This window comes from Agrobacterium sp. CGMCC 11546 (assembly GCF_013365515.1).
In the GTDB taxonomy this organism is placed as follows: domain Bacteria; phylum Pseudomonadota; class Alphaproteobacteria; order Rhizobiales; family Rhizobiaceae; genus Agrobacterium; species Agrobacterium fabrum.
This window is the reverse complement of sequence record NZ_CP047388.1, coordinates 889,344-910,000: the sequence shown is the minus strand read 5'-3', so window position 1 is coordinate 910,000 and position 20,657 is coordinate 889,344. Positions and strand designations below refer to the sequence as shown.

16 protein-coding genes, 1 tRNA gene and 2 rRNA genes (1 of these 19 only partly in view) are annotated in these 20,657 nt (G+C 58.5%); 8 read left to right on the top strand and 11 right to left on the bottom strand.

Features of this window, described 5'->3' with window-relative positions; all coding sequences use genetic code 11:
• The 4 genes from GSF67_RS18950 to GSF67_RS18935 form a co-directional block, all read left to right on the top strand.
• Positions 1-1,995: ribosomal RNA gene (locus GSF67_RS18950) — 23S ribosomal RNA — on the top strand; it begins 814 nt to the left of the window's first position.
• Between the two features lie 283 nt (positions 1,996-2,278).
• A 5S ribosomal RNA gene (gene rrf, locus GSF67_RS18945) occupies positions 2,279-2,393 on the top strand.
• A gap of 241 nt (positions 2,394-2,634) precedes the next feature.
• Positions 2,635-2,711: transfer RNA gene (locus tag GSF67_RS18940), tRNA-Met, on the top strand.
• A 213-nt stretch (positions 2,712-2,924) separates the two neighbouring features.
• Entirely contained in the window at positions 2,925-3,368 is a 444-nt protein-coding gene (locus tag GSF67_RS18935) for a hypothetical protein (RefSeq protein WP_128822072.1), read from the top strand.
• Between the two features lie 218 nt (positions 3,369-3,586).
• Here GSF67_RS18935 and GSF67_RS18930 read toward each other — a convergent pair whose 3' ends face one another.
• A complete protein-coding gene (locus GSF67_RS18930; RefSeq protein ID WP_006313637.1) occupies positions 3,587-4,897 on the bottom strand; it encodes an FAD-binding oxidoreductase in 1,311 nt (436 codons plus the stop codon).
• A 300-nt stretch (positions 4,898-5,197) separates the two neighbouring features.
• Between GSF67_RS18930 and GSF67_RS18925 the strand changes: the two genes are divergently transcribed.
• Genes GSF67_RS18925 through GSF67_RS18915 form a run of 3 tightly spaced genes read left to right on the top strand, consistent with a single transcriptional unit; the run spans position 5,198 to position 8,773 of the window.
• Positions 5,198-6,343 carry a DSD1 family PLP-dependent enzyme gene (locus GSF67_RS18925; RefSeq protein ID WP_006313639.1) on the top strand — a complete coding sequence of 382 codons (1,146 nt, stop codon included), beginning with the start codon at positions 5,198-5,200 and terminating at the stop codon, positions 6,341-6,343.
• A gap of 10 nt (positions 6,344-6,353) precedes the next feature.
• A complete protein-coding gene (locus GSF67_RS18920; protein ID WP_006313640.1) occupies positions 6,354-7,298 on the top strand; it encodes an ornithine cyclodeaminase family protein in 945 nt (314 codons plus the stop codon).
• Between the two features lie 17 nt (positions 7,299-7,315).
• Positions 7,316-8,773, top strand: coding sequence for an aldehyde dehydrogenase family protein (locus GSF67_RS18915; RefSeq protein WP_006313641.1), 1,458 nt, complete (start codon positions 7,316-7,318; stop codon positions 8,771-8,773).
• Positions 8,774-8,775: 2 nt separating this feature from the next.
• On the opposite strand, the gene GSF67_RS18910 is transcribed toward GSF67_RS18915, so the two are convergent.
• Complete coding sequence (locus GSF67_RS18910; protein WP_006313642.1) at positions 8,776-9,690, bottom strand: LysR substrate-binding domain-containing protein; 915 nt, start codon at positions 9,688-9,690, stop codon at positions 8,776-8,778.
• A gap of 184 nt (positions 9,691-9,874) precedes the next feature.
• Between GSF67_RS18910 and GSF67_RS18905 the strand changes: the two genes are divergently transcribed.
• The gene (locus tag GSF67_RS18905) at positions 9,875-11,203 is read left to right on the top strand and encodes an FAD-binding oxidoreductase (protein ID WP_006313643.1); all 1,329 of its coding nucleotides are present in this window, start codon (positions 9,875-9,877) and stop codon (positions 11,201-11,203) included.
• Between the two features lie 137 nt (positions 11,204-11,340).
• Here GSF67_RS18905 and GSF67_RS18900 read toward each other — a convergent pair whose 3' ends face one another.
• The 9 genes from GSF67_RS18900 to GSF67_RS18860 form a co-directional block, all read right to left on the bottom strand.
• Positions 11,341-12,339 (bottom strand): 4-hydroxyproline epimerase, encoded by a 999-nt coding sequence (locus GSF67_RS18900; RefSeq protein WP_006313644.1) that lies wholly within the window; start codon positions 12,337-12,339, stop codon positions 11,341-11,343.
• A gap of 14 nt (positions 12,340-12,353) precedes the next feature.
• Positions 12,354-13,217: a proline/glycine betaine ABC transporter permease gene (locus tag GSF67_RS18895; RefSeq protein WP_006313645.1), complete on the bottom strand. Its 864-nt coding sequence runs from the start codon at positions 13,215-13,217 to the stop codon at positions 12,354-12,356.
• Positions 13,214-14,062: a proline/glycine betaine ABC transporter permease gene (locus tag GSF67_RS18890; RefSeq protein ID WP_006313646.1), complete on the bottom strand. Its 849-nt coding sequence runs from the start codon at positions 14,060-14,062 to the stop codon at positions 13,214-13,216. The genes GSF67_RS18895 and GSF67_RS18890 overlap by 4 nt, the downstream gene beginning before the upstream one ends.
• Before the next feature lie 13 nt (positions 14,063-14,075).
• Complete coding sequence (locus tag GSF67_RS18885; protein WP_176072065.1) at positions 14,076-15,167, bottom strand: glycine betaine/L-proline ABC transporter ATP-binding protein; 1,092 nt, start codon at positions 15,165-15,167, stop codon at positions 14,076-14,078.
• An 86-nt stretch (positions 15,168-15,253) separates the two neighbouring features.
• The gene (locus GSF67_RS18880; protein ID WP_006313648.1) at positions 15,254-16,105 is read right to left on the bottom strand and encodes a glycine betaine ABC transporter substrate-binding protein; all 852 of its coding nucleotides are present in this window, start codon (positions 16,103-16,105) and stop codon (positions 15,254-15,256) included.
• A gap of 78 nt (positions 16,106-16,183) precedes the next feature.
• Positions 16,184-17,530, bottom strand: coding sequence for an FAD-binding oxidoreductase (locus GSF67_RS18875; protein ID WP_006313649.1), 1,347 nt, complete (start codon positions 17,528-17,530; stop codon positions 16,184-16,186).
• Positions 17,527-19,044: an aldehyde dehydrogenase gene (locus GSF67_RS18870; RefSeq protein ID WP_006313650.1), complete on the bottom strand. Its 1,518-nt coding sequence runs from the start codon at positions 19,042-19,044 to the stop codon at positions 17,527-17,529. Before GSF67_RS18870 ends, GSF67_RS18875 begins: the two co-directional genes overlap by 4 nt.
• The gene (locus GSF67_RS18865) at positions 19,037-19,948 is read right to left on the bottom strand and encodes a dihydrodipicolinate synthase family protein (RefSeq protein ID WP_006313651.1); all 912 of its coding nucleotides are present in this window, start codon (positions 19,946-19,948) and stop codon (positions 19,037-19,039) included. Before GSF67_RS18865 ends, GSF67_RS18870 begins: the two co-directional genes overlap by 8 nt.
• The gene (locus tag GSF67_RS18860) at positions 19,945-20,655 is read right to left on the bottom strand and encodes a GntR family transcriptional regulator (protein ID WP_006313652.1); all 711 of its coding nucleotides are present in this window, start codon (positions 20,653-20,655) and stop codon (positions 19,945-19,947) included. The genes GSF67_RS18865 and GSF67_RS18860 overlap by 4 nt, the downstream gene beginning before the upstream one ends.
• Between the last annotated feature and the right edge of the window lie 2 nt (positions 20,656-20,657).

Sequence of the window (20,657 nt, the reverse complement as noted above, 5' to 3'; positions counted from 1 at the left end):
GGTGAAAGGCCAATCAAACTCGGAAATAGCTGGTTCTCCGCGAAATCTATTTAGGTAGAGCGTCGACCGAATACCCTCGGGGGTAGAGCACTGGATGGGCTATGGGGACTCACCGTCTTACTGATCCTAACCAAACTCCGAATACCGAGGAGTACTAGTCGGCAGACACACGGCGGGTGCTAACGTCCGTCGTGAAAAGGGCAACAACCCTGACCTCCAGCTAAGGTCCCCAAGTCATGGCTAAGTGGGAAAGGATGTGAGGATCCCAAAACAACCAGGATGTTGGCTTAGAAGCAGCCATCATTTAAAGAAAGCGTAACAGCTCACTGGTCTAAATAAGGGTCTTTGCGCCGAAAATGTAACGGGGCTAAAGCCATGCACCGAAGCTGAGGATTGAGGCAACCTTCGGGTTGCTTCAGTGGTAGCGGAGCGTTCCGTAAGTCTGTGAAGGCGGACCCGTGAGGGCTGCTGGAGATATCGGAAGTGCGAATGTTGACATGAGTAACGATAAAGGGAGTGAGAGACTCCCTCGCCGAAAGACCAAGGGTTCCTGCTTAAAGTTAATCTGAGCAGGGTTAGCCGGCCCCTAAGACGAGGCGGACACGCGTAGTCGATGGGAACCACGTTAATATTCGTGGGCCTGGTGGTAGTGACGGATCTCGTGTGTTGTACATTCTTATTGGATTGAATGTGCGGCGAAGAGGTTCCAGGAAATAGCTCCACCGTATAGACCGTACCCGAAACCGACACAGGTGGTCAGGTAGAGTATACCAAGGCGCTTGAGAGAACTATGTTGAAGGAACTCGGCAAATTGCACGCGTAACTTCGGAAGAAGCGTGACCCTTTTGTACGCAAGTATGATGGGGTGGCACAGACCAGGGGGTAGCGACTGTTTATCAAAAACACAGGGCTCTGCGAAGTAGCAATACGACGTATAGGGTCTGACGCCTGCCCGGTGCTGGAAGGTTAAAGGGAGGGGTGCAAGCTCTGAACTGAAGCCCCAGTAAACGGCGGCCGTAACTATAACGGTCCTAAGGTAGCGAAATTCCTTGTCGGGTAAGTTCCGACCTGCACGAATGGCGTAACGACTTCCCCGCTGTCTCCAACATAGACTCAGTGAAATTGAATTCCCCGTGAAGATGCGGGGTTCCTGCGGTCAGACGGAAAGACCCCGTGCACCTTTACTATAGCTTTACACTGGCATTCGCCAAGGCATGTGTAGGATAGGTGGTAGGCTTTGAAGCATGGACGCCAGTTCGTGTGGAGCCATCCTTGAAATACCACCCTTATCTTCGTGGATGTCTAACCGCGGTCCGTTATCCGGATCCGGGACAGTGTATGGTGGGTAGTTTGACTGGGGCGGTCGCCTCCGAAAGAGTAACGGAGGCGCGCGATGGTGGGCTCAGACCGGTCGGAAATCGGTCGTCGAGTGCAATGGCATAAGCCCGCCTGACTGCGAGACTGACAAGTCGAGCAGAGACGAAAGTCGGTCATAGTGATCCGGTGGTCCCGTGTGGAAGGGCCATCGCTCAACGGATAAAAGGTACGCCGGGGATAACAGGCTGATGACCCCCAAGAGTCCATATCGACGGGGTTGTTTGGCACCTCGATGTCGACTCATCGCATCCTGGGGCTGGAGCAGGTCCCAAGGGTATGGCTGTTCGCCATTTAAAGCGGTACGTGAGTTGGGTTCAGAACGTCGTGAGACAGTTCGGTCCCTATCTGCCGTGGGTGTAGGAATATTGACAGGATCTGTCCCTAGTACGAGAGGACCGGGATGGACGTATCTCTGGTGGATCTGTTGTCCTGCCAAGGGCATAGCAGAGTAGCTATATACGGAATGGATAACCGCTGAAGGCATCTAAGCGGGAAACCAACCTGAAAACGAGTGTTCCCTATCAGAGCCGTGGAAGACGACCACGTTGATAGGACGGGTGTGGAAGCACAGCAATGTGTGAAGCTTACCGTTACTAATAGCTCGATCGACTTCTTCGTTCCCATTGATTATGTTCATCGAACAAAGTTCGATGACATCATTCTTCTGTCCTGACGCCCGATGGGCTCCGGACGGGCCGCGCCACAGGTATTTTGCTTGAGAGCAAAAACCGGAAGGCGCGACGACCTCTGGTCTGTATGGCTGCTATGCTCACTGTTGAGCAAAGGTAGAATGCGGACAGGTCAAGTAAGACGTGTAATTAAGATAAAAAGTGGCATCGCCACCCAGCTTCTCGAAAACAACAGTCCATGTGAAAACATGAACAATGTTGCGTTTTGCCGACCTGGTGGTTATCGCGGGGCGGCTGCACCCGTTCCCATTCCGAACACGGCCGTGAAACGCCCCAGCGCCAATGGTACTTCGTCTCAAGACGCGGGAGAGTAGGTCGCTGCCAGGTCTGCAAAACGCAACTCAAAATCTTCTCAACTCACATACCTCGGCCCAGCCGACACCAAGGGCCGCTATCCAAGCGGCCTTTCGTCGTTTAAGGCAGAGCTTTAAACAAAATGAAATGGCGTACAAAATCATGTGCGCCCCTTACAGGAGATAAATTGCTCCGCAATTTATCTCCGGCAAAGATCCGTCGTCGCTAAAGCAACGACGTAACCGCGACATTCGGCCTTGCCGAATGCGCTGGACGCGGGGTGGAGCAGCCCGGTAGCTCGTCAGGCTCATAACCTGAAGGCCGCAGGTTCAAATCCTGCCCCCGCAACCAAAATTTAAACCCAATATCAAAAGGCTTCGAGGAAACTCGGAGCCCTTTTTGCGTTCAGAGCGCCTTGAAGATAAGAACGCCAAGCTGAAGACGTTGCTTGCCGAGGTGATGCTGGACAGCGCCATTTTGAAGGATGTTGCTTCAAAAAAATGGTAACGCATGGCGCGAGGGGCCGGGCGTGTTCAATCCCGGCTGATGATCGGTCGAGCGTGGATGCCGCAGCGCTCGGCCGACATCGTACGCGCGGCCGATGAAGAGGACGCTGACGGAATACTCGATCTTGACCGTAAAGCGTACGGCATGCCGCGGGAAAAGCTTATCCGCGAATTACTCAAGGTTGGCGAGGCAGTTCTGTTGTGCGAGGACGGTAAATCTACCGGTTACGCGATTGCTCGCCGCTTTGGACGTGGCTACGTCATCGGTCCCGTAGCGACGCAAAGCGACGAGGGTGCCAAGCTTCTCATCACGGCACTGCTTAGCAGACTTCGCGGCCAATTCGTCCGCATCGACGTCTATGAACAGGACGGGCTCAGCGGCTGGTTGGAAGAACTAGGAATGAAGAGGGTGAGTGACGCTGCATCGATGGCGTGGGGTCCTCTGCCGGTTTCGTTTGGGAGGTTTCATACATACGCTGTGGCAAACCAGTCGTTCATGTAACAGCATCCGGGTCAACCGACGTAGTCAAACGAGGTGAGGGCGTCCTGCAACTTGCGGGACGGCCCTGCTTTATCAGCGCGCATCAACTGGAAGGGCAGCAAAGAAGAATCTGCTGGCGGATGACAGCGACCGCCGCACTGTTCAACGGGAATTCATAGGCGTCGGGGGAGATCATCGCGCCTGACTTCAAGCTGGATCGTCAAAAGGAATAACCGGCGTTATCGCTGATCCCATTTGTCCAGCATGCCGTAATACCACACTGCCAAAGGAAGGAAGTAAGGCTTGCCGTTGTAAAGCCGACGCCCGTCGAAGGGGAGATTGCGATAGACGGTTTTCCCAAGATCGGAGCCGAGCATTTCGTAGGCGACCCTGCTTCCGAGCCAGCTTGCGCGGGCAACGCCCGTCCCGTTGTACCCGCCGGCGAAATACATCCCGTCGATCGTCTGCACGTGTGGCAGATGGTCGAAGGTGAAGCCGAGCTGACCATGCCAGTAGTTGGTAATCTTCGCCGATCCCAGTTCAGGAAACACCGCCAGCAGAAGGCTACGAATATATTTGGCATTCGCAACGGCGCTTTCGTGGGTGCCGCTCATGTTGAGAACCCGACCGCCGAAGACGATGCGCGTGCTGTCGGGGGAGGGGCGGTAGTAGGTGACGATGCGCTGGCTGCCAGCCAGCATCTGCCGCTTGGGCATCAGGCGGTCCATGACCTCCACGGGGAGTTGTTCGGTTGCGATCAGACCGCTTCCCACGGGGATGATACGGCGCTTCAGGTGTGGCAGAAGCGAGCCACTATAGCCGTTCGCAGCAAGCAGGATCTGTCGCGCCGTAATTGTCCGCGAGCCGACTTTGAAGGAAAATCCCCCATTTTTTCTCTCCAGGTCTGAAACGCGCGCGTTGCTGTAGATTTTCACGCCTAGACGCTTGGCGGCCTCGGCGAGGCCTTTCACATATTTGGCCGGATGAATGCCGCAATAGCCGGGCATGGCGACGCCGCCGTGATAAAGGTCGGAGCCGATCTCTTTGTGCTGCTCGGCGCGCGGCACCATATGGGCGTTGCAGGGGATGATCTTGCGAATGCGGTCCATGTTGCGACCGATGGCGTCATAAACCCGAGGCGTCATAGCGCCTTTGAAATATCCGACTTCCTTGAGATCACAGTCGATCTTCTCCATCGCGACGACATCCTTGACGTGCTGGAGCGAATGGAAGCTTTCCTCGACGATTTGCCGCGCCGTGTCGGCACCGTACTGCATTCCGGTGTCGAAAAAGGCCCAGCCGGGGCCGAGGAAGCCGCCGTTTCGCGACGACGCGCCATAGCCTGGCTCGTCTGCTTCAAACACGCTGACCTGCTTGCCAGCCCGCGCAAGGACAAGAGCTGCGTTAAGGCCGGTGAAGCCAGCACCGACGATGGCTACCTCGGTAGACGAAGGAAGATCATCTGTCTGGACGGGCGACGGGCGGGCCTCCTCCCACCAGAAGGGAAGGTCGGTGGCATTGTTCGAGAAAAAGGGTGCTTTCAGCTGCATCACGTGTCTCACATCGCTGGAAACACCAGTATGTTCTTGCCAAGCAGATTTCCCTGCTCTTTTTCGTACAATTTCAGTGGAATGCTCTGTTTTGCGGTTGGAGGCGGGCCTAAAGAGCGCGGGCGAACGCGGATCATTTCTTCTCGCGTTGCGGGTGCCCCTCGTTCACGGCCGCATGCAGTCGCGTGACTGCCCAGCGAGCAGTTGATGAAGCTATAGCTTAATACAATATGTAGAGCCATTAAATAGCAGGTGAATGTCGTATCGGCTACAGTCTCCCCAGTTGAAGGACCTGCAGTTATGACAAACGCCGACGCGATCAGTAAGATTTCCACCCCTAGCCTCATTGTTGACGAAGCACGCATGTTGCGGAACATCTCCAGATTGCAGCAGCACCTCGACAGTTTGAACGTCTCGATACGCCCGCACCTCAAGACGGTGAAATCGGTTGATGCCGCGAAGCGTATCCTCTCGAGCGGCAACGGTCCGGCTACCGTCTCGACCCTGAAGGAGGCGGAAGTTTTCGCGTCGGCAGGCGTGCGGGATATCCTCTATGCCGTCGGCATCGGGCCGCAAAAACTGGCCCGCGTGCTTGCGCTCCGTGCCGGCGGCTGCGATCTTTCCGTCGTGCTGGACACGACAGAACAAGCAAGAGCCGTGGTTGAAGCCTCCCGCCGGGCGAAAGATGGCATCCCGGCGTTGATTGAGATCGACTCGGATGGTCACCGCGCTGGTTTGAAGCCGGACGATCCCGCCTTGATCGATATTGGCCGTATCTTGCACGAGGAAGGCGCTGTGCTGCGCGGTGTCGTTACTCACGCCGGCGAAAGCTACGGCGTGGTGGGTGCCGATGCGCTGGCCGCCTTCGCGGAGCGCGAGCGCCTGGCTGCCGTCACTGCGGCGGAAGCCTTGCGAGCTGCTGGGCTGCCTTGTCCGACGGTCAGTGTCGGTTCAACGCCGACGGCACATTTCGCCCGTGATCTGTCCGGTGTCACGGAAGTCAGGGCAGGGGTATATGTCTTTTTTGATCTCGTTATGGCTGGCATCGGCGTCTGCAGCTTGGACGATATCGCGCTTTCCGTGCTGACGACAGTGATCGGCCATCAGAAGGAACGCGGCTGGATTATTGTGGATGCTGGCTGGATGGCCCTGTCGCGTGATCGCGGCACGGCGAGCCAGGTGGTCGACCAGGCATATGGCGTCGTTTGTGACATTCATGGCAGTGTGATTGACGATCTGATCGTTAAATCCGCGAACCAGGAGCATGGTATTCTGGCGCTGAGGCCTGGAAGCTCGGCATGCTTGCCAGATCTTCCGCTTGGAACCCAGCTTCGCATTTTGCCCAATCATGCCTGCGCCACTGGTGCGCAATTCGCCAGCTATACGGTGCTGCCAGCCGATGGCTCCACGACGCTTGCCCAGTGGCCCCGCTTCAGCGGCTGGTAAGGAGGTTGCCATGCTGTTCATATCCGAAGAAGAATCCGCAACGCTTGTAACGCATGATCTGGCCTTTACCGCTGCATGGGAAGCGCTGATCGCGGCTTGCGACGAAGCGACTGCGTCTTTTCCAGTCGTACTCGGCCATGGCTCTTCGATCGATAACCGCTTTTCGGTCAAGGCAGCCGCAACAGTCGAGTTGGCCGGGCTGAAAGTCGGCTCTTACTGGCCGGGAAACCGCGACCTTGGCCTCAGTCGGCATAATTCGCTTATCCTGCTGTTCGATCAAGACACCGGACGGATCGGCACGGCGATGGAAGCGGGCACAGTCAATGCCTACCGTACCGCCGCCGCCGATGCTGTTGCGGCCGACAAACTGGCGCGCCGGGATGCCGAAACGCTTGCGATTTTCGGTGCCGGTCATCAAGCGCGCTACGAATGCATGGCTTTGGCGCGTGTGCGCGCTCTTCGCCGTGTGATGATCGTTGCACGCAACGGCGAACAGGCTGAAGAGATGCGATCCGCATTGCGCCAATATGGCTTGAATGCCGAGGTGGCTGCACCGCAAAACGCTTGCGCGGAAGCGGACATCATCGTCACTGCGACATCGTCACGGGCGCCATTGTTCGAAGCCGATTGGGTCCGGCCTGGAACGCATGTCGCCAGCATGGGGTCCGATGCCCGCGGCAAACAGGAATTACCGCCGGCACTGTTTGCCCGCGGCGACCTGTTTTGCGATCTTCCCGAACAGGCGCGCAGCATCGGCGAATTCCAACATGCCGCTCCCGATCTGGAAGTCACAGCGCTGGGCGATGTGCTGGCGGGGCGTCGGCCGGGCCGTTCCTCCGATAGTGCCATCACCATCTTCGACAGTTCCGGTTTGTCGTTGCAGGATCTTTACATCGCCCGCCACTTGCTTGCCAAACGCGGCGCACATGAAACGCCGCTCTCAGCGGATAATTGAACGGAGGATCGCGGCCGATGACATCACCTCTTCAGCACCTGCAACAATCCGGACGGCTAAAGAAGTTTTACATCGATGGCAAATGGGTCCTTCCCAGCGGCTCAGACAAGGTCGCCGTCATTAATCCTGTCACCGAGCTGGAATTTGCAGAAATAGCGCTCGGTAATGATGAAGACGTTGCGCTCGCTGTTGCAGCTGCAAGAGGCGCTTTCGCCGGCTGGGCTCGAACCGGTCCGGCAGACCGGTCGGAACTTCTCAATCGCGTCCATCAGCTGATGCAACAGAGATTGGAACTTCTGGCGCAAGCTTTGACGATGGAAATGGGCGCGGCGATCAATTATGCCCGAAGCGTTCAAGTTCCCCTTGCTGCCGAACATATCAAGGTGGCTCGCGACAATGCGGCCAGCTATTCGTTTCTTTCGCAACGGGGTCATACAGCGATCCTCCGCGAGCCGATCGGCGTATGCGGCTTGATCACACCGTGGAACTGGCCGTTGTACCAGATAACCGCGAAGGTTGGCCCGGCTTTGGCGGCGGGATGCACGGTGGTTTTGAAGCCGAGCGAGCTTTCGCCCCTTAGTGCGTTGCTGTTTGCCGAAATCATCGAAGATGCCGGCTTTCCGCCTGGCGTTTTCAACCTCGTCAACGGCGAAGGCACCATCGTCGGCGCTGGCTTGTCCGCACATCCCGACGTGGACATGATTTCCATCACGGGCTCGACCCGGGCCGGCATTTTGGTCGCACAGGCGGCGGCTCCGACAGTAAAACGGGTGGCACAGGAACTCGGCGGAAAATCGCCGAACATCATCCTTGCGGATGCCGATATGACGCGGGCCGTGCCTTTGGGCGTCGCTGCGGCGTTTCGAAATCTGGGGCAGTCCTGCAGCGCGCCGACCCGCATGATCGTGCCGCGCTCGCACCAGAAGCACATCGAGGAAATGGCAGCGGCAGCGGCTCTGGAAATAGTTGTCGGCGACCCGTTATCGGAGCATACCACACACGGCCCGGTCGCGAACCGCGCGCAGTTTGACCGAATTCAGCGGATGATATCGATCGGCATGGATGAGGGCGCCAAACTTGTCGTGGGAGGGACCGGCAGACCCGACGGCCTGGATACCGGCTTTTACGTGCGGCCCACGATCTTTTCAGACGTAGATCCGAAAATGCAAATTGCCCAGCAGGAAATCTTCGGACCCGTCTTGTCCATTATTTCTTACGATACGCTCGAAGAGGCGATAGAGATCGCAAACGATACGGTCTACGGTCTGGGAGCCCATGTTCAGGGGACGGACCTTCAAACTGTGCGAATAGTGGCGGAGCAGATTCGATCCGGACAGGTGCATCTCAATTATCCGGCGTGGGACCCCAATGCGCCCTTTGGTGGGTACAAGCAATCCGGCAACGGCCGGGAATATGGCACCGAGGGCATGGAAGAATATCTGGAGATCAAGTCTATCCTGGGTTTCTATCCCTGAACTTAGTCGTGCTGAACTCGCCACGGCACTGGCTGAAACTGCTGCTTCAATATCTGCAGGAAACAGACCGTGCGCGCAACGCGACCACTACGGTTGTCCAGCAGTGCCACGACATCGGCATCCGGCAGTTGCCAGTCCGGCAATAACGCCACAAGACGCCCCCTGCGCAAATCCTCGGCAACGTCCCATTCCGAGCGTATGATGATGCCAAGTCCAGCGAGTGCCCATTGCTTGATAACCTCGCCATCATTGCTGCTCATCGCGGGTTGGATTCGCAAGGTCAATGGCGGCTTTTCCTGATGGCTGAACCGCCACAATGTAACATCGGCGTGGTCTTCCCGAATAACGGCGCAGGCGTGTTGGTTCAAGGTCTCTGGCCGATCGGGCACACCATGCCGCTCAAGATACGATGGCGCGGCGCAGAGGATACGGCGGTTGGGCGCAAGCCGATTGACGATAAGGCTGGAGTCCGTCAGCGGCCCAACATGGATCAATACGTTCCAGGCATCGCTGCGCAGGCTGACGGGATCCTCAAACAGTGACAAAGTGAGCTTGACCTCAGGGTGCTGCTCCCGCAGCTGCGCCATCGCAGGCGCAATGTAAAGCCTGCCAAAACCAAATGGCGCGGCCACCTGCAAATGCCCCGTCACGACCTGGCGACGCTCCAACAGCTGTTCGGTCATCTCCTCCATATTGGTGAGGATTTCGACGCCGCGTTGCGCCAACAACTGCCCCTCCTCGGTCAGGTGCAATCGACGGCTGGTACGCTCCAACAGCCGTACGCCCAGCCGTTGCTCCAATTGCTGTAACCGCTGGGTCACCGCCGATGGCGTCACGTCGAGCGCCCGCGCCGCCGCTGCCAGTGATGGAGCGGTGCTGACGATGCGAAAAAATTCGAGATCCTGGGATGTAATCATGAAGTTCTATCTTAATACAACATGCAAGGCTGTTAAATAGCATCTGAAGGACAGGTTGGCTACAATCGGTGCTTCATTCGCAGGATCACAAAGCCATGACTGATGACCTCCATGTTTTCTCTCTCCGAACGCGGCGCGCAGTTTGATTTGCATTGACCCCAGACTGATTTGGAGCGGTAGGATAATGAGCCCCACAATTCACAGAATTCAAAGCGACCAACGGCTTCCGGAAAGAGTTGATGTCGTCGTGATCGGCGGCGGCATTGTCGGAAGTGCGGCTGCCTATTTCCTGTCCAAACGCAAATACAAGGTCGCACTGGTCGAAAAAGGCTGGATCGGAGGCGAACAATCCGGCCGCAACTGGGGCTGGTGCCGCCAGCAAAATCGCGACGCTCGCGAACTGCCGCTTGCCATGAAGGGCATGCAACTCTGGGATCGTCTCGGCGAAGAGATCGGCGAGGATCTGGGCTTTCGTCGTAACGGATTGGTCTATGCGTCCACCCGCTCGGCCGACGTGGAGCAATGGGACAGGTGGCGTGAGGTGGCGCGCCGGTTCGACTTCGAAACCCATATGCTCACCGCCGCGCAAGCACGAGAAATGACCCCCGGCAGCACCAGGAACTGGATTGGCGGCGTGTACTCCCCGACCGACGGCAAGGCGGAACCTGCCCGCGCCGCGCCCGTCCTGGCGCAGGGCGCCCGGCAGAATGGTGCTGTTATTCATCAGGATTGTGCCGCACGCGGCCTCGATATCAGCGGCGGCAGGGTATCGGGCGTCATCACCGAGAAAGGCCTGATCCATGCCGACATGGTTCTGTGTTCAGGAGGTGCCTGGGCTTCCATGTTCTGCCGGCGGCATGGAATAGATTTACCGCAGGCAGGCGTTCGCCAAACGACGCTGAGGACCAAGCCAACCACCGATATCGTCAAGGGCGGTTTTTACAACCCCGAAGTCACACTGACCCGCCGTCTGGATGGCAGCTACACGATGGCCCTTAGTGGACGCGGGACTGTCGAGATCACACCGCAGGGCCTTCGCTACGCGACCCAGTTTCTCCCCATGTTCCAAAAACACATGAAGGCTCTGCGTATTCGTATGGGCCGCTCATTCTTCGAGGGTCCGGAAGCGCTTACGCGCTGGAATTTCGATTCCATCTCTCCATTCGAACGCATCCGCGTGCTGGATCCCGCTCCCAATGCAAAAATGGTTCACGCAACCGTTGCGCAAGCGAAAGCGATTTATCCGGCACTCAAGAATGTGGAAGTCGCGGAGGCTTGGGGTGCCTGGATCGACACGATGCCTGATGCCATGCCGGTGATTTCTCAAGTGCCATCCCTGCCGGGGTTCTTCGTGGCAGCGGGTCTCAGTGGGCACGGCTTTGGCTTGGGGCCGGCGGCTGGCCACCTGGCGGCCGACATCATCACCGGCGATGTGCCGATCTCCGATCCCCACCCCTATCGCTACTCCCGCTTCTTCGATGGGTCCAGTCTCGGCGCTCCCGGTGGAATATGAGTTGTCGCCCGCAGACAATTCGGCTTGACGTGGTATTCGCCCGCTCGTCCGATCTGGCGCTGCTGTTCTCGAAAGATAGTTCCGTACCTATATGCTAGCTGCTCAGCAGCGACCTTGCCGGACCAGATGAACACTCCCTATCTGACCTGAAATCCGTGAGCGAGCGGGTCACGATCGTCAACGAATATCGTGTTGTGCCCAATGATCCGCGCCCAGCCGCCGATGCTGGGCCTGATGCCACTGAAGCTGCCGATCGTTGTCTCTTCTTCGACCTTGCCTTCGAAGATCGTGCCGATCAGGCTTTCCTGACGGAATGTTTCGCCGGCTTTCAGGCGGCCCTTGCCGTGCAATTGCGCCATTCGAGCCGACGTGCCCGTGCCGCCTGGCGAACGGTCGATGGCCTTGTCGCCGTAGAACACCGCGCCGCGTCCATCCGCCTCGGCGGAAACCGGCCTGTCACACCAGATGGCGTGATGAACGCCCCGTATCCGTTCGTCATCGGAATGAACCGGATCGCAAACGACACCAAGCGCGTCGCGCAGCTTCTGGCTGAGATCGACGATATCCCCGGCTGTCATGCCGTCGAGACCGGGCCAGCCGGCTTGCGGCTCGATCACCGCGTAATAGTTGCCGCCATAGGCGATATCGACGACGAGTTTGCCGAGGCCGGGAACATCCACTTCCACATCGGCCGCATGAAGATAACTGGCGACGTTGAAGATGCGGACGGATTCGACGAACTCGCCGGGTTTGTCGTACTGAATGTCGACTTTTCCCGCCGGCGTTTCGATCGAAAGCCTTCCCGGAATCCTCGGCGTTACCAGACCCTCCTCGATCGCCGCCGTAACAAGGCCGATCGTGCCGGCACCGCACATGGGCAGGCATCCGCTGACCTCGATAAAGATCACGGCGAAATCACAGTCGTCGCGGTAGGCCGGATAGATGACCGCGCCTGACATGATGTCGTGTCCGCGGGGTTCGAACATCAATGCCTGCCGTACCCAGTCATGGTTGCGGACAAACAGGTCGCGACGCTCGGATATCGGAAGATGCGGCAACAGCGGACCGCCCCCGGCAACGAGACGAACGGGATTTCCGCAGGTGTGGGAATCGATGCAGAAGAAGCTATGGCGCATGTGTCTGTCTCTCCCTAGTGCCGGGCCTCATCTCCGCCTGATGCCCCGCGACCTTGCAGCGCGCCCCGGGACAGCCGGTCGAGGAGAATGGCGATGGCGACGATGGCCAGTCCGGCTCTTAGGCCCGGCCCCATTTCCATGCGCGTCAAACCGCGTGTGACTTCAGCGCCCAGTCCGCCCGCACCGACAAGGCCGGCAAGGACGACCATGGCCAGCGACAGCAGGATGCACTGGTTGAGGCCGACCAGAAGCGTTGGCGTGGCGGACGGGATTTCGATCTTGAAGAGGATCGCACGGGGCGAGGCGCCGCTCGCCTGTCCAAGTTCGAGCAAGTCCTTCGGTACCTGATTGAAGGCGAGTGTGGTGAGGCGCAGCATGGGCGGCACGCCATAGACGATCGTGGCGATGATCGCGGGCACGCGGCCCAGGCTGAAGATCATGACCGCCGGGATGAGATAGACCCAAGGCGGTACGGTCTGCATGATGTCGAGTAGGGGGCGGAGGGCTGTCTCGAAACGTTTATTGCGGGACGCCAGGATGCCGAACGGAAAGGCGATCGACACCGAAATGATGACGGCAACCGTGACCAGCGCCAGGGTTTGCATGGATTGTGTCCAGAGGCCGGCGGAAAAGCAGAAGGCAAGCGCAAGCATCGTTACGATTGCGGCCTTGAGATTGATGGCGAAAAAGGCGAGCAACGTCGCGATCGCAATCAGGGCAAAAGCGGGCGGATAGATCAGCACGGCTTCGATCGCACCGAGAACGCTCTCGATGAGGTTGGTTACAGCGGCGAAAAACGGGTGGAAATTGGTATTCAGCCAGTCCACGGCGGGTGCGAGATAGATGCCCGGAGAAAATCTGAAGAAATCGAAGTTCATCGTGCACCTGCCTTGGCGCGACTGGTCGCGCTTTGTGTGAGCCTGTCCAGCACCATGGTCAGAATGACGATTGCGATCGCAGCATTGATGGAGGTGGCGATATCCAGCGTGCGTACCGCCCCGTAGATCGTTTCGCCGAGGCCGCCGGAACCGACGATACCCGCGATGACGACCATGCCGAAAGCCATCATCAGGCTCTGGTTGATGCCAGCCATCACGCTGGGTATAGCGAACGGCAGCCTGATCTTCATGAACATCTGCCAGGGCGTCAGTCCGCTTGCGTGACCCAGTTCGATGAATTCCCGTGGCGTCATGCGGATACCGAGCGAGGTCAGCCGGATCGCGGGCGGCATGGCGACGATGAAGGTGGCGATGAGCGCCGTCGCCGGTCCGTAGCCCAGGAGGGCGATCGCAGGCAGGAGATAGATGTAAGGCGGCATGGTCTGGATCAGATCGAGAACGGGTTCGAGCACCCGGTCGAGCGATCTGGCGAATCCCGCAAGAATGCCGAGCGGAATGCCGACCAGCAGAGCGAGGATCGTTGCCGTCGTGACAAGCGCCAGGGTGCTCATGGTTTCGACCCACAGCCCCATGGTCGCGCAGAAAAGCAGTGCGACGCCGGCGAGAATGCCGGCCGCCAGATTGATCAGCCGCCAGCCCAGCAGGGCTGCGATGAGTGCGATGACGACGGGTGGAGCAAGCTGGAGCAGCCACAGGATGCCGTCATAGCTGCCTTCAAGCAGCCGGCTGACGAAATCGAACAGCCCTTCGCCATTATCGCCGATCCAGCCAAGGGCATCCTCCGTCCAGATATCGAAACGGTCCGTGATGATTGAGGTATCCATCTTGAGCCTCCAGCTATGCCGCCACGGATTCTTCTTCCGCTGTTCCCGCCACGCCGCGAAGAAGGTCGCGGGTGGTGACGATGCCGATGACGAGGTCTTTTTCGACCACCGCGACGGCGTCGTGGTCAGACTGCATCGTCAGATCGATCAGCGCGCCGATATCGTCCCGTGGCGACGCCCTGAGCAGCGTGCCGATATCGCACTGGGGCTGCGAGGCCGCGAATTCGGCAACCGGCTGCATGACCGTGTGCGCCTTCACCAGATGAATTCTAGAGATACCCGCTACGAAATCGGAGACGTAATCATCTGCGGGTTTCGTGACGATCTCCTCGGCGGTTCCCATCTGCACGATAACGCCGTCCTTCATGATGGCGATGCGGTCGCCGATGCGGATTGCTTCCTCGAGGTCATGGGTGATGAAGACGGCGGACTTGCCGAGCGACTTCGTCAATTGCCGAAATTCGTCCTGGAGCTGCCGACGGATAAGAGGGTCGAGCGCGCTGAACGGCTCGTCCATGAGAATGATTTCCGGGTCGACAGCCAGGGCGCGGGCAAGTCCGACGCGCTGCTGCATGCCTCCTGATAGTTCGTGGGGATACCGCGACGTCCAGTCGGCGAGGCCCACCTTTTCAAGCGCGGCGCGCGCAATGCGGTTGCGTTCGTCTTTCGCTACGCCTCGAACCTCGAGACTGAAACCGGCGTTTTCAAGCACAGTTCGGTGAGGTAGCAACGCTACGCTCTGAAACACCATGGCGATGTTGCGGGCGCGCAGTTCGCGCAATTCGGCAGCATTCAGCCTGGCGATGTCCCTGCCCTTCACCGTGATTTTTCCGAGGCTCGGCTCGATGAGGCGATTGAGAAGACGGATCAAGGTCGATTTGCCGCTGCCGGAAAGTCCCATGATGCAGAAGATTTCGCCACGATGAACCTGAAGGCTGGCGTCGCATACGCCGACGACGCAGTCGAAGTCCTCCAGCACCTGCTTCTTTGACAATCCACCTTTGGCCACCGCCTTCACAGCGGTCGAAGCGCGCGCGCCAAAAATCTTCCAGACGTTCTGGCAGTCGACCAACACTTCGTTGGAATCACTCAATATCATATTCATTGTGTTCCCCACGGACCTGCTCAAGGCTGGCCTTCAAATTCTGGACGCGACGTGCGGATCACCCCTGGCGACCCGCACGCTTAGGGTTATTCGCCTTTGATATTCTCCCAGCGCTTCAGCAGATCGGCATGGCTGTCGGTCCATTCCTTGACCGCTTGGTCCATTGTCTTGCCGTCATTGACCGCACCATTGATCGCGGTGATATCGGCAAGCGGCACGTAAACGCTGGCAATGACCTCACGTGCATGCGGGTATTCTGCAGAGAAACCTTTCTGGCCGATCCAGTAGTAACTCTGTGGCGGCGGGAAAACGCCCTTCGGATCCTTGAGGAACTTGACGTCGTATCGCTGCATCATCCAGGATGGTTCCCAGACCGTCACGGCGACCCATTCCTTGCGGTCGATTGCCGATTTCAGAGCGGCCGTCATCGCGGCCGTGCTGCCTTCGACGAGCTGAAGCTTCAGACCGTAATCCTTGGCGGCCTTGCCGGCATCGCGCATCAGGCCCGAACCTGGCTCGATCCCGATGATCTTGCCCCCGAACTTGTCGGCGTTGTCGTTCAACTGATCCATCGAGTCGATCGTCACGTATTTCGGAACTGCGATCGCCTGGTAGAGGCCATGCGACACCGGTGAGATCTTTTCCAGACGTCGCTTGTTCTTGTCCCAGTAGTCCTGAGCGACGTAATCGGTCTGCGAGGCGAGAAGCTGGATGTCGCCCTTGGAGAGTGCCGCATAGGCTATACCCCATTCCGAGAACGACACGACTTTCACTGTGTAACCGGAATCCTCAAGTACTTTCTTGGTGATCCCGGTGATGGGCGTGAGATCCTCCCAGGACATCGTACCCACCGTAATCGTCTTTTCCTCCGCTTTGGCGGAGAATACCGTCATGCCGACCATCGCGGCCGCACAAAGCACCTTCCATATAGTCTTCATTGTCAGTCTCCTAGTTCTTGTTCCCATTCTTCTCGAAGGCTTCGTGCTTGGCTCAGCCCTCACATTGCGTAGGAGGGTTCATCCCTCGCGGCCTGCACGCAATTCCTGCAAACGGATCACCGAATTTATTCCGAGCCATGCGAATGGTTCCGGCGGGAGGCGGGACGGCGCGGGGTGATCCATGTATTGTTCGAGATGCGGGGAGTTGGTCCCGGTCGCTAGTTCTGCCGCCATCATGCCGGCGAGGGTGCTTTTTACCGTGCCGAGTCCATTCTCGCAGCAGGCGGAAAAAAGCCCTTCCTCGATCTCGCCGAAGGCGGGGACATGGTTGAGGCTCAGGCAAATACGTCCTGACCAGCTATATTCGAAAGGTATGCCCCCAAGACCGGGAAAGCGGTCGTCGAGCGACCGGCGATGCGCCCGTACCATCTTCGAAAGTTGGTGCTTCGTCAGGTCGAGCGTCGTCTCGTACGTATATCTTGTCCGGATCGCGATACGCGACTGGCCGTCGGACGTGATCTTCCGGACGGTTGCCCCCATCGCATCGGCGGGAAGCAGCGCCCATTTGTCTTGTCCGGAAACCCTGCTGCCGTAATCCTTCGCGGCAAATGGCGCCGTCATCGATGCATAAGCGAAGATATGTATCAGCCGCCCGCGAAAATGACCGAAGTCGTCGACATGGCCGTTGACCCCCAGAATGACTTTCGGGGCGGTGACGCTGCCCGAGGGCGTCGTGGCTTTCCAGGCACGGTTTTCGCGCCTGAGTGCCGTGACGGGTGAATTCTCGAATATATCCACTTTGGGCGACAGACCCACGGCGTATTCGCGGATGTAATCCGCCGGCTGAATGAGAACTGCGCCGGGCGTATAGAGCCCGCCGAGATAATAGTCAGAACCGGTCAGGGCGCGCATCTGTGCGGCATCAAGTAGGGTGTGTTTCTCGCCGGCGTCCTTGAGAGATGCGGCGAAGTTCTGGTTCAGTGTCATGCCGCGCCGGGTTGCCGCGGCATTGATCTTTCCGGCCGGATCGAACGTCTGGCGTGACATTCCATAGTCTTCGGCCGCTGCCGCGGCAAAGGCTATCGCCGAGCGGTTCTGTTCCATTTCCAGTCGTGTAGCGTCGATCGCGCCGCTCGAATATTCGCTGGAGGCGAGGTTGTGGGGAACGTCGATCATGAAACCGGAGTTGCGCCCCGATGTGCCTTTGCCGACCTCGCTCGCATCAAGAACGACAATCTTCTCGCCGGGATGGAGCTGGGTGAGGCGGCGGGCGGCGGAAAGACCCGCAAAGCCCGCGCCGATAATCAACCAGTCCGCTGTCACATCGCCCTCGAGGCGTCGAACTGGTTTCGAACGCTTGCTGATCGCCTCCCAGCCCGAGATGCCATTTTCGACCGGCAAACGCCTGACGGACAGGGTCGTCATCTGACCGTCTCGTCCACCGAACGATCGGAGACGTCGATCCAGATCGTTTTGAGTTCGCAATAATTATCGTGCGCGAAGATCGATTTGTCGCGTCCGCCGAAACCGGATTCCTTGTAGCCCCCGAACGGGGTCGTTGCGTCGCCTTCGCCGAAGCAATTGACCGTGACGACACCCGCCCGGATTTCGCGCGACAGCTTGATCGCCTTGCGAAGGCTTCCGGTGTAGACGGATGCGGCAAGGCCGTAATTCGTGTCGTTGGCGAGAGCCACCGCCTCTGCCAGCGTGTTGAAGGTCGTCACCGACAGGATCGGGCCGAAAATCTCTTCCCGGAAAAGACGGCTTGCAGGGGTCACCGCACCGACGACCGTGGGTTCGATGAAGATTCCCTTCTCGGTCTTGCCACCGTGAACGATGACAAGATTTTCGGCCTTCACGTCCTCGAGGAAGGAGTGGACCTTATCGAAATGGGCCTTGCTGACGAGCGCGCCGACGCGGTTTTGCGGATCGAGAGGATCGCCCATCCTCCATTCCCGCATATAGGCGCCGATCCGCTGCAGCAGTTCGTCCTTGATCTTTGCGTGGACGATGAGCCTGGACGAGGCCGAGCAGTTTTCGCCCATGTTCCAGAATGCGCCGTTGACCACCTGCTCGGCGACGAGGTCGAGGTCTTCCGCATCATCCAGCACCACCGCCGGATTTTTGCCGCCGCATTCAAGGACGATGCGCTTGAGGTTGGAGTCGGCCGCATATCGCAGGAACCGCCGCCCCGTCGGCGTCGATCCGGTAAACGCCACCATATCGACATCCATATGCATACCGATCGGCTCGCCGACCTCCTTGCCGCTGCCGGGGACGACATTGAAGACGCCAGCCGGAATACCGGCTTCATGCGCCAGTTCGGCGACGCGCAGTGTCGTCAGCGTTGTCTCCTCGGCCGGTTTGACGATCACCGAACATCCCGAGGCGAGCGCCGGACCGATCTTCCAGGCCAGCATCAGCAGGGGGAAGTTCCATGGCAGCACGCAGCCGACGACGCCGACCGGCTCGCGCACCACGAGCGCAAGGGCGTTCGATCCCACCGGTGCGGTATTGTCATACAGCTTGTCGATGATCTCCGCATGCCAGCGGATGGTGTGGATCGTGTCGGGAATGTCGACGGTCTGGCATTCCGAAACCGGCTTGCCGCTGTCCAGGCTTTCCATGACGGCTAGTTCGTGGCGATGCTGCTCCAGTAGTTTTGCGAATGTGAGCAAAATGGCCTTGCGTTCGCCAGGTGGCAGCAGGCGCCAGCGGCCGTCGTCGAATGCCGCCCTGGCTTTGCCGACCGCATAGTCCACGTCACTCACGTCGCAGGCCGAAATATCGGCGAGCGTTTCGCCGGTGGCGGGATTGATCGTCTTGAAGGTCTTGCCGGAACCGGCGGGCCGGAAAGCCCCGTCAATGAAGGCATTGGCCGGGAACTGAAGGTCTGAGGCAATCGCCTTGTATTCGGCGGCGGTCAAAGGTTCATGCATGATTGGCTCCCGACGCAATCTGGGCGACTGTTCGCTTCAACGTGGTAACGACAGTCTGGAGAGTTCGTTTTTCATCGGAATTGAGGGGGCGAAGCGGAGCCCGGACAGATCCGGCCCGAAGCCCGATGATTTCGCATCCATGCTTGATGGATTGGACGAATTTTCCGCATTCGAGAAAATCCATCAGCGGCAGCATTGCGGTCATGATCGCGCGTCCCTTGTCGAAGTTCTTTTCGACGACGCAGGCTTCGTAGAGTGCCACATGCTCGCGCGGCAGGAAATTCGAGCCCGCGCAGACCCAGCTTTTCGCGCCCCAGGCGAAGAATTCCAGTGCCTGGTCGTCCCAGCCGCAGGACAGCGCAATCTGTGGGAACTTGCGGGCGAGCAGATGCAGATTGCCCATGTCGCCGGAGCTTTCCTTGATGGCGACGACATTCTTCGATTTGCCGACGCGGGAGAAATATTCCTCCCCCATCACCACACCCATGCGAGCAGGGTAGTTGTAGAGCATGATCGGAAGGTTCGCCGCGCGGTCGACGGCAAGCGCGTGGACGGCGTTTTCACGCTCGGTCGGCAGCGCGTAGGGTGGAGAAGAAACGAGAATGGCGTCAGCGCCGATTTCCCTGGCCGCCTTGGCATATTCAATGGAATCTTCGGTACGGGTGGCGCCGGTTCCGACGATGAGCGGCAGTCGCGTACCGATCACTTGTCTGGCGTAGGCTGCCAGATCGAAGCGCTCCTGGGCCGTCTGCGCGTAATATTCGCCCGTCGACCCACCGATGATGATGCCGTGCACCCGTGCTTCCATGAGCGACTCGAGGACAGCTGCGAAGGCTTCGCGGTCGATCTCTCCGTCATGACCGAGCGGTGTGATCGCCGGGGTATATATACCTTCGAATTTCAAGACGATTTCTCCATCGCTGAGACGGGCACCTCGACGAGGGCATCCGCCTTCATTCCCTGGGGTGCGATGAACATCTCCATGTTCTCGCGCGACAATTCCCAATGTTCGAAGACCAGATCGACGACGGCATCCTCGTTGTGCGACTGGATTGCGGCGATGAAGCCGTCATGATGTTCGACGGCGAGGTTCAGACGCTGGCGCATGTCGTCATTGCGTGGTCGGTAGAATGTGTGGCCGATGCGGGCGTGATCGATCAGAAGACGACCAAGGCTCGCCTGCAGATAAACATTTCCGGACATGTCTCCGATCAGGGCATGGAAACGATTATTTTCCACGACCATGGAAGGAGCGTCGCCCAACATGCTTGCCGCGCGGAATCGCTCCTGTGTGTCCTTCAGCTCGCCAAGCTGTTTCGGCCGGAAGTTCTGCACGGCGAGGCGGCCAATCGCGGCGTAGATCATCGGAGCGACCAGAAAGAAGTGCCGAAGCGTCTGGTGGTTCATCGGAATAACGCGCGCACCGCGATTTGCCCGAATGTCGATATAACCTTCGCCTTCGAGCCGGCGGAAAATTTCCCGGACCGGCGTGCGGGAGAGACCATAGCGCAAGCCGAGGCTGACTTCGTCCAGGTCCTGATCGGGATCGAGTTCCATCGTCAGAATCTGATGCTTGATATCGTCGTATAAGCCGTCCTTGCCGCTCTTCATCG